Raw genomic sequence first — 12,511 nt, forward strand, 5'->3', positions numbered from 1 at the left:
CCATGGACGGGCTACATCACGGTGAACAGACGAAGGGGAACCGTCCGTGCAGTTCGAGGTGTGGGCACCACAGGCCGGCCGTGTGACGCTCCGGTGCGACGGCGCCACGCGCGCGTTGGAGCGCGATCCGCAGCGGGAGGGGTGGTGGCGTGCGGATGCCGAGGCGCACGACGGCTCGCGGTACGGGTTCGCGCTGGACGACGGTCCCGTGCTGCCCGACCCCCGTTCGCGCCGCCAGCCGGACGGCCCCGACGGGTTGAGCGCGGTCGTCGACCACGGGCGGTACGCGTGGCGCACCGAGTGGGCCGGGCGTCCGCTGCCCGGCGCGGTGCTCTACGAGCTCCATGTGGGCACGTACACCCGCGAGGGCACCCTGGACGCGGCCGCCGAGCGGCTCGGGCATCTCGTCGAACTGGGTGTCACCCACGTCGAGTTGATGCCGCTGTGCCCCTTCCCGGGGCGGCACGGATGGGGCTACGAGGGCGTATCGCTGTGGGCGGTGCACGAGCCGTACGGCGGCCCGGAGGCGCTGAAACGGTTCGTCGACCGGGCGCACGAACTCGGCCTGGGCGTCGTCCTGGACGTGGTGCACAACCACCTCGGCCCCTCGGGCAACCACCTCCCCGCGTTCGGCCCGTACTTCACCGACACCCATCACACGCCCTGGGGCTCCGCCGTCAACCTGGACGCTCCCGGCTCGGACGAGGTGCGCGCCTATCTGCTCGGCAGCGCACTGGCCTGGCTGCGCGACTACCGCATCGACGGGCTGCGCCTGGACGCGGTGCACGCCCTGGCGGACACGCGCGCGTACACGTTCCTGGAGGAGCTGTCGACGGCCGTGGACGCCCTCGGCGCGGAGCTGGGCAGGCCGCTGTTCCTGATCGCCGAGTCGGACCTGAACGACCCCCGGCTGATCACCGCCCGCGAGGAGGGCGGCCTCGGTCTGCACGCGCAGTGGAACGACGACTTCCACCACGCCCTGCACACCGCCCTGACCGGCGAGTCCCAGGGCTATTACGGGGACTTCGCCCGCGCTCCCCTCGCCGCGGTCGCCAGAACGCTCACCGGCGGCTACTTCCACGACGGCACCTACTCGACCTTCCGCGGCCGGCACCACGGACGCCCTCTCGACCGCACGCGCGTGGGCGCGCACCGGCTCCTCGGCTACAGCCAGACGCACGACCAGGTGGGCAACCGGGCGCTCGGCGACCGGCTCGCGGCGACGCTCTCCCCGGGCCTCGTGGCCTGCGCGGCGACGCTGACGCTGACGGCGCCCTTCACGCCGATGCTGTTCATGGGCGAGGAGTGGGCGGCCGGCACGCCCTGGCAGTTCTTCACCGACCACACCGATCCGGAGCTGGCCGAGGCCGTACGGCGGGGCAGGCGACGGGAGTTCGCGGCGCACGGCTGGGCGGAGGAGGACGTACCCGATCCGCAGGACCCGGCGACCCGCGACCGGTCCTGCCTGGACTGGACGGAGCCGGACCGCGAGCCCCACGCGCGCGTGCTGGACTGGTACCGCGCGCTGATCGCACTGCGCCACGCCCAGGCCGACCTGACCGACCCCGACCTCGCCGACACCAAGGTGGCCCACGACGAACACCAACGCTGGCTCGCCTTCCGCCGCGGGGACGTCCGGGTCGCCGTGAACCTCTCCAAGGAACCGGCCGCGATTCCCCTCGGCCCTCGCCACGCGCGCGTACTCGCCGCCTGGGAGCCGGTCGAGGCACCGGGCGCGGACGGGGTGCTGCATCTGCCCGGGGAGTCGTGCGTGGTGCTGCTGCAGAGCTGAGGGACCCACGGCCGTACGGGACCTCGCCGTACCGGAGCCCGCGGGAGCAGGCTGCGCAGACAGGGGCGGGCGCCTCGCCGTGCCGGAGTCGGCGAGGTGGCTCAGATGTCCGCGTCCCCGCCCCGGAGGTCCGTCACACGCTCCAGGAGGATCGCCTCCCATGCCCGCCGCAGGCGCAGCCTGAGCAGGGGCAGGGCGTCGGTGTCGCGGGACTGGAGGGCCTCGGCGAGGCGGGCGGCGGCGTCGCAGCGGGCCAGCCAGAGGCCGCGGAGGCAGGGGCGGGCGCCGTAGCCGGCGAGGGTGGCGGCGCGGACGGCCGCCGGTGAGCCGACGGCCTGGGCCAGTCCTGCGATGTCCTCGGCGGGGTCGCCTACGGCAGCGTCGGTCCAGTCGAGGACGCCGCGCACCCGGCCGTCGGCGCTGACCACCAGGTGCTCGCCCCTGAGGTCGTGGTGGACGAGGACCGCGGTGCCGGGCTGGGCGGCGAGCTGGACGGCCGCCGCCCCGGTGAGCTGGTGCAGCCGGGCGGGGTCGAACTCGTCGGCCGCGCCCAGGCGCTCGGCGGCGTGCTGCGCGGCCCGGCGCAGCGCCTCCAGGGAGCGCGGGGCGACGCGCGGGACGCCGAGCGTCTCGGCCTGCCGGGCGGGCACCTCGCGCAGCCCGCCGAGCAGCCCCGCGAGGTCGGCCTCGCCGACGGCGGACACGTCGTGGTCCTCGCCCGTACCGCCCGGCACCTTCGTGTCGAGCGTGTACGGCAGCCCGGGCGCCCACTCCCCCTGCGCCACGCTGGTCGGCACGGCCACCGGCAGATACGGGCGCAGGACGTCACGCAGGCGCAGCTCGCGGCGCTGCCGCAGGGCCGCCTCGCGGTCCGGGGCCAGGCGCAGCACATGGCGCCCGCCGACCCACCAGGTGGAGTGCCCGGCGCCCTCGGCGACGGGCCGCACCTCCGGTCCCGCGGCGCCGCCCCCGCCGTCCTTGAGCAGGGAACTGACCAGCCTGCGGACGGTGTCCGCGGTGGGTGTCGGTGCCTGGGTCATGGTCCGCGCCGTTGTCGCTCGGGGGTGTGGTGGGGCTCCTGGTGGTCGTTCAGTCCACTATGACCATCTCGCGGGTCGTGTCGTTCAGCCGGCGCCCGCCGTCCTCGGTGACGGTGACGATGTCCTCGATGCGCACTCCGAAGCGGCCGGGCAGATAGACGCCGGGTTCCACCGAGAAGCACATGCCGGGCATCAGGGGCTGCCGCTCGCCCTCGATCATGTACGGCGGCTCGTGCGTGGTGACGCCGATGCCGTGACCGGTGCGGTGGATGAAGTACTCCCCGTACCCGGCCTCCGCGATCACCGCGCGTGCCGCCCGGTCCACCTCCTGGCAGGCGGCGCCGGGCCGCACCGCCCGGAAGCCCGCCTCCTGGGCCTCGCGCACCAGGTCGTGCACCCGGCGCTCCTCCTCGGTGGGCTCGCCGACGTGGACGGTGCGGGAGGTGTCGGAGCCGTAGCCGTCCCGCAGGCCGCCGAAGTCGAGGACGACCATGTCGCCGAACTCGATGACGCGGTCGCCGACCTCGTGGTGCGGATTGGCGCCGTTCGGCCCGGACGCGACGATGGTGAAGTCGACCTGGGAGTGGCCGAACTGCCGCAGCAGATCGGCGAGATCGGCGCCGACCTCGGACTCCCTGCGGCCCGCGAAGGGAACCTTGCGGATCTCCTCGAACGCCTGGTCCGCGGCCGCGCCCGCGGCGGCCATCAGCTCCAGCTCCGCCGCGTCCTTGACGGCGCGCAGCATCGGCAGGACCTCGGTCAGGGAGTCGTAGGAGGTGCCGGGCAGCGACCGCTGCAGCCCGAGCAGATGCATCGCCCAGGCGTTGTCGCTGATGCCGAAGCGGCCGGCGCCGGACAGCAGCGCGGCGGTCGCGGCGTAGGGGTCCTTGCCGTCGGTCCAGTCGCGCAGGTTCAGGGCGGGTGCGCCGGGGGCCTGCGCGGCGTCGGGGGCCTCCAGCGTGGGGACGACCAGGACGGGGGCCCGTCCCTGGGCGAGGACCAGCAGGGTGAGGCGTTCGGTGACCGCGGTGGGCGCGTAGCCGGTCAGCCACACGAGGTCCGGTCCCGGCGCCACCAGGAGCCCGTCGAGACCGGCGTCGGCGGCGGCCCGCGCGGCGCGGTCCATACGGGACCGGTAGTCGTCGGCGGTGAAGGGCACGCGCGTGCTGCCGGTCATCCGAGCCTCCAGGGACGGATCAGGGAACCACAAGGGACTACGGGCAGCATCCTGCCCGGACAGCGGGGGCCGCGCGACCGGTCTGCGGGTCTTTCGCGCACTGCGCCGGACATGTCACCCGCCGCGCCGGGCAGGTCAGGGGCCGCGCCGCGCATCCCGTCAGCTCTCCAGGGCGAGGCGCACGCCGAGGAGCAGCAGCACGCCACCGGAGACCTGCTCCAGGCGCCGGCGCACCCCGGCGCGGGACAGGACGGCCCGCATCCGGCCCACGAACCACACGTACAGGCCGTAGTAGCCGACCTCGTAGACCGCCCAGAGCGCGGACAGTCCGACCATCGTCGCGAGGTGCGGGGCGCCCTCGGGCACGAACTGCGGCAGGAAGGACATGGCGAAGATCGCCGCCTTGGGGTTGGCGAGGTTCATCAGCAGCCCGCCGCGGTAGGTCGCCCAGCCGCTCTTCCGCGTGCCCTCCCACGCCGTGTCCTCGGGCGCGCCCCCGGCGCGGCGTGCCTGCCGCAGTGCCTGGATGCCGAAGCCGACCAGGACGACCGCGCCGACGATCCGCATCACGTCGTAGGCCACCTCGGAGGCTGCGAGCAGCGCGGTCAGGCCGAAGGCGGCTACGACGCCCCAGGTGAAGACGCCGGTCTCGTTGCCGAGGACCGTCAGGAACCCGGAGCGTCTGCTGCGCAGCGACTGCTTGATGATCAGCACGGTGCTGGGGCCGGGCGAGGCCGCGATGAGGGTGCAGGCGCCGAGGAAGGCGAGGAGGGTGCTCATCATGAGGGCCATCGTTGCTCGCGTCGCCCGCTCTGGCCACCGCTTTTCCCGGGCGCCCCACGACGTCTCCCCACTCCCGTCGCCACGCCCCTCACGACGCCGCTCGCGCTCCCGGCGGGCGTGCCGCGGCGCGTACCCGGCCGGTCCTCACATGACGAACCCCGGGACCACCGCCAACTGCTGGTATCCGCCACTGTGATGACGAACCGTCACGGTGACGCCGGTGCCGGGGCGGGCGTGCGCGACGGCGCGGGCGAGGTCGGCGGCCGTGTCGACGCGGCTCCCGCCGAAGGTGAGAAGTACGTCACCGCGGACCAGGCCCGCCGAGTAGCCGGGGCCGGGGACGTGGACGGCGACGATCAGGGCTCCCGCCTTCTGCGCGTCGACGGCCTCCAGGCCCAGGGTCGCGGCGGCGGGTGCGGGGGACGCGGGCGGGGCCGGGGTCGCGGTGGGGACGGCGGCGCCGGTGTGCGGCAGCGCGGGTGGCCGCTGCGGTGCCTGGCGCTGCAGGTCGGCGAGCTTGCTCATACCGATCACGGTGGCGCCCACGGTGCCGATGCCCACCCCGGACAGCACCAGGACCACCGCGACGAACAGGCCGAACAACAGGGCCCGCAGCCGCCGTGCCCGCCTGCGTGCGGCGTGCGGACGCCGGACGGGAACGCCGGATCGGGTGCCACGGCCGGGATCCTGGCCCGGCATCGGCTTGGGACGCAACGCAGTCTGTTCCATCGATCGCCTCCGCTGGAGCACTACCCGGCGCTCCGGCGCACGACGAGCCACGAACGAGTGAGACTGACCTGCGGTCAGCGGTGGCAGGCGGGGCGGTGAACCCGCGGCCGCCGCCCGCGGCACGGAGCCCGCGACAGGGAGTCGGGCGAGCGGCAGACCGGCGTCAGGATCGGGCCGCTACAGGACAGGCACGGCAGGCGGGCGGCCCGGGACGAAGCCGTGGGCGCGGCGAGCGAGGTAGCCGGCCTTGTAGCGGTCCACCGACCGGTGCCAGTGGAGGATGCCCGCCATCCAGTGCTGCAGGTCCCGCACATAGCCGTCCACGGCCGCGCGCTCCTGCTCGGAGAGGCCGAAGTCCTGCTGGACGACGGGTAGTTCATGTGCGGCGACATGCTGGAACTGGCGCATGCGCTGGGTCATCAGGTCGTGGACGACACCGAGCGCGGTCGGGTGGTCGACGCCGAAGAAGTTCTGCACGACGAGGATCGCGTTGTGGATCTCCCCCTCGTACTCGATCTCCTTCTGGTACGAGAAGACGTCGTTGACGAGGCAGGCGTAGTCGATGGCCGCGTTCTCCAGCGAGCGGACCGGGCCGCTGCGGTAGACCTCGGGCGCGATGGCCGGGCCGTACCCCGTGCGGCACATGCTCAGGGTGAGGTCGGAGCCGAAGGTGGCGCGGCGCATCTCCAGATAGTCGACCGGGTCGGGGATGCGGTGCTGCAGTTGGTTCGACAGCTCCCACACCCAGCTCTCGGTCATCGCGTTCACCGCGTCCTTGAGGGTGCGCCGTTCGTCCGGGGTCATCCCGGCCGTCGTGCGCGCCCACAGGTCGGTGAGGCCGCGCTCCATGCCGTTCACCGGGACGACGGCCACCTCGCCGTCCAGGGGCATGCAGTCGGCGAGGCGCCGGGTGGTCAGGCGGGCCGCGGCCAGGTCGCGGCGGTTGCCGTACACGAGCGGGTAGTAGTCGTCGGCGTACGTCCCCCAGGCGAGCCACCGGGAGCTGAGGTCCAGGGCCTCGGGCGTCGCGTCCGGATCGATGCCCGCGGAGCACAGCGGGAGGTCGCAGGCGGCGAGTTTGTCCTCGTCCCAGACGCCCTCCTCCAGCATGCCCATGGCGTGCATCCAGGCGGTGAGCCGGGGCCGGGCCGCCTCCAGATGCGGGCTCACCTCGACCTGGAAGGGCATGTCGAAGTCGGGCAGCAGGGACGGCCCGACCCGTTGGTACGGCGTGTGCGTGTACGCGCGCAGGCGCTCGGCGCCGGCCGCGGCGAGCAGGGCGCCGATGTCGGCGGACGAGCCGGGGCCGGGCGGGCCGTGCCACGGATTCGCCGACTGCGCGCGGGCGTTCATGTAGCGGCTGGAGCGCAGATGCCACTCGTGGCCGCCGGACTGCCAGTCCTGCAGTCCCTGGGTGTACTTGGCGACGGCCGCGACCTCGGGCGGGGTCAGACCCCTCTCCAGGGCCAGCGCGGGCACTTCGGTCAGGGCGGTGTGCTCGAACTGGTGCAGGCGCGAGGTGAGGATGTCGTTGACGGTGTCGGCGGCCTCCTGGGTGGTGCAGCCGAAGAAGGTCTCCAGGACGAGCACGCCGTTGCTGTTCTCGCCCTCGTCCTCGACCTCGCGCTGGTAGGAGAAGAGGTCGTTGCGCAGGTGGACGGCGTCGGCGAACGTCTCCATGAGCACCCTCAGCGGCCGCGAGCCGGCGACCGCGGCGGGGACCTCGGCCGTCGCGTACTCCACGAGCCCCGCCGACCAGGGGGCGCCGCCCACCTTGCGGCGCATCTCGATGTACTCGACGGGGTTGGCGATGCGCCCCTCGTTGATGTTGGACAGCTCCCACAGGGACTCGTTGAGCAGGTGCTCGGTGGCCACGGCGAAACGGCGGCGCCAGTCGGCGGACATGGCGGGCACGGTGCGCGTCCACAGATCCGCGAGTCCGGCCTCCACCGGGTTCTGCGGCTCGGGCATCGGGGTGTCGGGGCCCATCGGCATGAACAGTGGGAGCCGGTCGAGATGGGCCTTGCCGCCGGCGCGGTCCTGGGTGCGTTTGAAGATCTCCAGGAAGTGGTCGTCGAAGAAGAAGACCCACACGTACCAGTCGGTGATCAGGGACAGGGCCGGGCCGTCGCACTCGGGGTGGGTGTACGCACAGAGCAGTCCGTAGTCGTGAGCCTCCAGGTCGGACTGCTCCCAGATCCCCGACCCCTCCAACATGCCCATCGCGTGCGCCCACTCGGTCGAATGGGCCCGTGCCTGTTCGACGTGAGGGTTCAGCCGCGCGGGATACGGCATGTAGAAGTGCGGGAGTTCGAACGGCTGTTGCGTCATGGCCGGGCCCTACCCGTGGCCCGTCGGCACCATCCTCCGGCCCGGACATGATCACACCATCGCGTGAATCAGGGGTGGATTCGGGAGTTCTCCCGGGCCCTTGTGACGTTCACCTCTACGCGCGCAGACTACCGAAGTTCACGTCTCCTCCCTCACCGGAGTCCCGATGGACCACCAGCCCAGAACCCTCTCCCGCCGCACCGCCCTCGCCTCGCTCGCCGGGGCCGCACTGGCCGGCACCGCCGCCGTGCCCGCCGCGGCGTCCGGCCTCGCCCGCAGCGCCCAGGGCGCGGGAGGCAGCCACGGCGGCCGCACCGTGCGCTTCGCGACCTTCAACGCGTCGCTCAACCGAGGCACCCAAGGCGCCCTGGTCACCGACCTGTCCACCCCGCACAACGCCCAGGCGCGGAACGTCGCGGAGACGATCCAGCGCGTGGACCCGGACGTCCTGCTGATCAACGAGTTCGACTACGACGAGCACGGCACGGCAATCTCCCTGTTCCTGCGCAACTACCTCGCCGTGAGCCACAACGGCTCCCGGCCGCTGCACTTCGCGCACCACTTCACCGGCCCGGTGAACACGGGCGTGGCCTCCGGTGTCGACTTCGACGGCAAGAACGGCGCGGTGACGACGCCCGGTTCGGACGCCTACGGCCAGGACGCGTTCGGATACGGCTTCTTCCCCGGGCAGTACGGCATGGTCGTGCTGTCCAGGTTCCCGATCGACACGCGCGCGGTGCGCACCTTCCGGCACTTCCTGTGGAAGGACATGCCGGGCAACGTGATGCCGCCGGGGTACTACAGCGACGAGGCCCGCGCGATCTTCCGGCTGTCCTCCAAGAGCCACTGGGACGTGCCGCTGCGCATCGGCCGCGACACCGTGCACTTCCTGGTGTCGCACCCGACGCCGCCCTCCTTCGACGGCCCCGAGGACCGCAACGGCCGGCGCAACCACGACGAGATCCGGCTCTGGGCCGACTACATCGGCGGGCGCCGCCGCAGCGCCTACCTCTACGACGACAAGGGCGTGCGCGGCGGGCTGCGGCCCGGAGCGCGGTTCGTGATCGCGGGCGACCTGAACGCGGACCCGCTCGACGGCGACAGCTACGACCACGCCGTACTGCAGCTCCTCGACCATCCCGCGGTGCGCCGCCCTGCCACCCCGCCGGCGAGCGCGGGCGCGGTGGAGGCGGCCCGGCTGCAGGGCGGCGCCAACACCTCGCAGACCGGCAACCCGGCGTACGACACGGGGGACTTCGCCGACACCGCGCCGGGGAATCTGCGGGTCGACCACATCCTTCCGTCGAAGGGGCTGACGCCTGGGGCGAACGGCGTGTTCTGGCCCACGTCCGACGACCCGCTGTACCGCCTCGTCGGCGACGGCACCACGGTCGTGACCTCGGACCACCGGATGGTGTGGCAGGAGATACGGGTGGACTGACCGGACGTCTGTGGCAGTACTGCCAAGTAGGAGTGAAGGCAAGGCTGTTCAGGTGGCGCCGGGCGATCCGTGGGGCCTAGGCTCGATCGCCACATGGAAGCCGACCGGCCGTTCGCGGCCCGGGGGAGGTAGGCCGTCATGACCGAGGCACCGCTGCGCGCGGAGCTGCTGCTCACCCACGACGTCTCCGCGGAGCTGGAGCGGGAACTGACCGCCGGGTTCCGGGAACTGGGTGCGCCCGCGGTCCGTGTCCGGCGGACGCTCGATCACCGCGGCCCGGCCGAACTGCAGTGGCTGGTGCTCGTGTCACTGCCTCTGCAGGCCTTCCTCAGCGGGCTCGGCGGGGAGGCCGTCAAGGACGGCTACCGCGCGTTCAAAGATCTCGTGGCCCTCCTGTTCCGGCGCGGGACGACCGCGCCGGACGCGGCGCCCCGGCCGCTGGTGCTGCAGGACGAGCGGACCGGGCTGCGGATCGTCCTGGAGGCGGACCTGCCGCAGCACGCGTACGAGCAGCTCACGGCGCTCGATCTGAGCGGGTTCACCGTCGGCCCCCTGCACTACGACCTCGCGCGCGGCAGGTGGCGCTCCGAACTGGACGAGGCGGCGGGCTGAGGCGCGGCGGCGAAGTGGCGTACGACGACGTGCACCACGAACCGGACGCGCGGCCCCGCCCCGAGGACGCGAGGGCAAGGCGCCCCGCCGCCCCGCCGAACCGGATTCTGCGCAACTGCGAGCGGGGGGAGGCTTTTCTGGCCGCGGGGGACCTGACGGCGGCGGCACGGGCGTTCCGTGCGGTACTGGCCGAGGTGGGTCCGCTGGAGGACGGCAGTCCGGAGGGGGACAGCGGGTGCGCGGCACCCGCGACGGACGCCGGCACCGACTCGGCAGGCCGTTCGGCCACCGCCCGGGGCGCGGATGCCGATTCATCGCCCGCCCCGGACGCGAACGCGGAAACGCCTTGCGGCTCCGACTCGGACGCCGACTCGACCGCCGTGCCGGACACGGACGCCGGCACCGACGCAGACACGGCTGCAGGCGCGGACGCGGACACGGCAGCAGGCGCGGACAAAGACGCCCACGCGACCGCTCAAAGCCCCACCCCCACCCACCTCGCCGCCCGAGCCCACATCGGCCTGGGCCGGTTGGCGCTCTGGATGGAGGAAGCGGACCGGGCCGAGAGGGAGTTTCGGCGGGCGGGGCGGTTGCGGCCGGGGAGTCGGGAGCCGTTGTACTGGCTGGGTTGCGCCGCCGCGCACCGGGGAGCGCAGGACCGGGACGCCTACGAGCTGGCCGAGTCGAGGTTCACGGAGGTGGTGGAGCGGTGGCCCGGTGACGGGGCGAGCCTGGTGCAGCGGGCCCACGTCCGCGTACGGCTCGGCCGACCCGCCGACGCACTCGCCGACTTACGCTCAGCGGAGCGCATCGCCCCGCTGGACGCGGAGGCCCGCTGGGTGCTGGCCGCCCTCTCGGGCGCCACGGCACCGGAGGTCGCCCGGCGGCTCGGCACGGCGGCCCGGTCCGCCATGGAGCGCGCCGCCGCCACCGGGCCGAAGGGCCGCCCGCGCGCGGCCGACGACTGGAACCGGGCCGTGACCCTGCTCGACCGGGCACGCCAACTCGACCCCGGCAACCGCGAGTTCGGCCTTCCGCACGCGGTCGCCCTCTGCCTGAGCGGCCGTCGCGAGGACGGCATCGCGGTGATCGCGGACGCGGCGCGCTCCGCACCCACCGACCGGCATCTCGCGCACACCCTCGCCGTGATGTCCTGGCACGCGCTCGCACCCGGCGACGGCACGGACACCGACGCAGCCGCAGCCGCAGCCGCAGCCGCCGATACCGGCACCGACCCAGACACAGAAACAGACCCAGACCCAGACCCAGACACCGCGGACGACGCCGGCGCGGACGTACCCCGTACCTGGTCCCGATGCGTCGCCTCCTGGGCCGGGCTCCTGCACGACACCCCCTTCTGGGAGCGGCTGCGCGCCGGTGCGGCCGAGCGGTACGGCGTGGTCGTCGACGACAAGAACCTCGCCACGCTCCGCGCCGACCTCCAGGCCGCGCTGGAAGCTCTCATGCCCGAGACGGGCGCCGGTGACCGGATCTCCCCCGAGGCGCTGCTGCACCGCGAGACCGAGGCGGCGCGGCTGCTCGCAGAGGCCGGTGGGCTGCCGTTGGCGACCGGTTCCGCGCCCTTGGTGTGCGGTCCGCTGCGGATCGTGGAGTTGGGCAGGGAGGCGGAGTTGGGGGCGTTCGTCTCCGCGGCGGGCGACGCCGCACCGGCGCTCCGCCAGGCCTTCTCCCACCTCGGTTTCGCGCAGGCCCTGCTCCGCCTCGACCGTCCCGCGGAGGCGCTCTCCGCGCTGTCGGGACTGCGCTGCCCGAGGTGCCGCGCCCGCGGCGGCAGCGGGGACGAGGGCAGGCGAGGCGGTGGTGGAGAGCAGTCGGGCGGGGATACGGCGTCCCATGGGCGGGCGGCCGCGCCTCGCGCGAAGCGTGGTGCCGTCTGCGATCCCGACTGCACCCGCTTCGACACCCGTAACCCCGCCTACGCCGGACAGGCTGCCAAACACGTCCTGCTGATGCGGGACGGGCGCTCGCTCGCGTTGGCCGCACGCCTCGCCCAGGGCCGCGCCGCGCTGACGCCCACCGGGCCCGATGTCCGCAGAGCCGCGACGAGTTGGCAGCGCGCGCTCACTCACGCCCGGGCCATCGGACAGGGCCCGGAGGTCGAGGCGATCGTGGCCGACACGGCGCTCGCCGCGGCCAAGGCGCTGCACCGGGCCGGTGACATCGACGCCGCGGGCTCGACCCTGGAGTCGGCGTACGCCCTGCTCGGCGAGGGCCAGCACGAGCGTCTGAAGGGGCAGTTGGCGCGGGTCCTGACCGACCGCGGCATCGCACAGGCCAACCGTGACATGGACCGGCTGGAGGGCCCGGCCGCCGATCTGCGCCGCGCGGTCGAGATCAACCCCCATCTGCACCGGGCCCAGGCCAATCTGGGGGTCGTCCTGCGCATCCTCGGGGCACGCATGCGGTGGTCGGGAAGCCTGGTGGGGTGCAGGAGCAGGCTGCAGGAGGCGCTGGACCGGGTCACGGCGGCACTGGAGCACTTTCCCGGGGATCCTGAGCTCTCTCAGCTCCGAGATCTGGTGGAGGCCGATCTCGCCCTGGTTCACTCGGAGTTGGAGCAGGGGCGGATCGGGGGACTGCCGTAG

General features: G+C 73.5%; 9 protein-coding genes. 4 read left to right on the plus strand and 5 right to left on the minus strand.

What is annotated here, in order from left to right:
* The first annotated feature begins 46 nt into the window (after positions 1-46).
* The gene (gene treZ, locus JYK17_RS11765; RefSeq protein ID WP_222810318.1) at positions 47-1,792 is read left to right on the plus strand and encodes a malto-oligosyltrehalose trehalohydrolase; all 1,746 of its coding nucleotides are present in this window, start codon (positions 47-49) and stop codon (positions 1,790-1,792) included.
* A gap of 101 nt (positions 1,793-1,893) precedes the next feature.
* Here treZ and JYK17_RS11770 read toward each other — a convergent pair whose 3' ends face one another.
* From JYK17_RS11770 to cyc2, 5 genes are all read right to left on the minus strand, one after another.
* Complete coding sequence (locus JYK17_RS11770) at positions 1,894-2,832, minus strand: aminoglycoside phosphotransferase family protein (protein WP_222810319.1); 939 nt, start codon at positions 2,830-2,832, stop codon at positions 1,894-1,896.
* Positions 2,833-2,881: 49 nt separating this feature from the next.
* Complete coding sequence (locus JYK17_RS11775) at positions 2,882-4,009, minus strand: aminopeptidase P family protein (protein WP_128801624.1); 1,128 nt, start codon at positions 4,007-4,009, stop codon at positions 2,882-2,884.
* A gap of 159 nt (positions 4,010-4,168) precedes the next feature.
* A complete protein-coding gene (locus JYK17_RS11780; RefSeq protein ID WP_108007473.1) occupies positions 4,169-4,792 on the minus strand; it encodes a LysE family translocator in 624 nt (207 codons plus the stop codon).
* A 144-nt stretch (positions 4,793-4,936) separates the two neighbouring features.
* On the minus strand, positions 4,937-5,521 hold the full coding sequence (locus tag JYK17_RS11785) for a PDZ domain-containing protein (protein WP_128801625.1): 585 nt from the start codon (positions 5,519-5,521) through the stop codon (positions 4,937-4,939).
* Between the two features lie 177 nt (positions 5,522-5,698).
* Complete coding sequence (gene cyc2 / locus JYK17_RS11790) at positions 5,699-7,852, minus strand: germacradienol/geosmin synthase Cyc2 (protein ID WP_222810320.1); 2,154 nt, start codon at positions 7,850-7,852, stop codon at positions 5,699-5,701.
* Positions 7,853-8,018: 166 nt separating this feature from the next.
* On the opposite strand from cyc2, the gene JYK17_RS11795 reads away from it, so the two are divergent.
* The 3 genes from JYK17_RS11795 (at position 8,019) to JYK17_RS11805 (ending at position 12,511) form a co-directional block, all read left to right on the plus strand.
* Positions 8,019-9,293, plus strand: a complete 1,275-nt coding sequence (locus JYK17_RS11795) for an endonuclease/exonuclease/phosphatase family protein (protein WP_108006814.1) — start codon at positions 8,019-8,021, stop codon at positions 9,291-9,293.
* Positions 9,294-9,431: 138 nt separating this feature from the next.
* Entirely contained in the window at positions 9,432-9,905 is a 474-nt protein-coding gene (locus JYK17_RS11800) for a hypothetical protein (RefSeq protein ID WP_222810321.1), read from the plus strand.
* A 14-nt stretch (positions 9,906-9,919) separates the two neighbouring features.
* Positions 9,920-12,511 (plus strand): tetratricopeptide repeat protein, encoded by a 2,592-nt coding sequence (locus JYK17_RS11805; protein ID WP_222810322.1) that lies wholly within the window; start codon positions 9,920-9,922, stop codon positions 12,509-12,511.

Origin of the sequence: Streptomyces plumbidurans, assembly GCF_019857225.1 — a bacterium.
GTDB lineage: Bacteria > Actinomycetota > Actinomycetes > Streptomycetales > Streptomycetaceae > Streptomyces > Streptomyces plumbidurans.

Coding starts and splice junctions, on each gene's coding strand:
- JYK17_RS11785 (WP_128801625.1), bottom strand. CDS start 5,521: ATGGAACAGACTGCGTTGCGTCCCAAGCCGATGCCGGGCCAGGATCCC.
- JYK17_RS11775 (WP_128801624.1), bottom strand. CDS start 4,009: ATGACCGGCAGCACGCGCGTGCCCTTCACCGCCGACGACTACCGGTCC.
- JYK17_RS11780 (WP_108007473.1), bottom strand. CDS start 4,792: ATGATGAGCACCCTCCTCGCCTTCCTCGGCGCCTGCACCCTCATCGCG.
- JYK17_RS11795 (WP_108006814.1), top strand. CDS start 8,019: ATGGACCACCAGCCCAGAACCCTCTCCCGCCGCACCGCCCTCGCCTCG.
- cyc2 (WP_222810320.1), bottom strand. CDS start 7,852: ATGACGCAACAGCCGTTCGAACTCCCGCACTTCTACATGCCGTATCCC.
- JYK17_RS11800 (WP_222810321.1), top strand. CDS start 9,432: ATGACCGAGGCACCGCTGCGCGCGGAGCTGCTGCTCACCCACGACGTC.
- JYK17_RS11770 (WP_222810319.1), bottom strand. CDS start 2,832: ATGACCCAGGCACCGACACCCACCGCGGACACCGTCCGCAGGCTGGTC.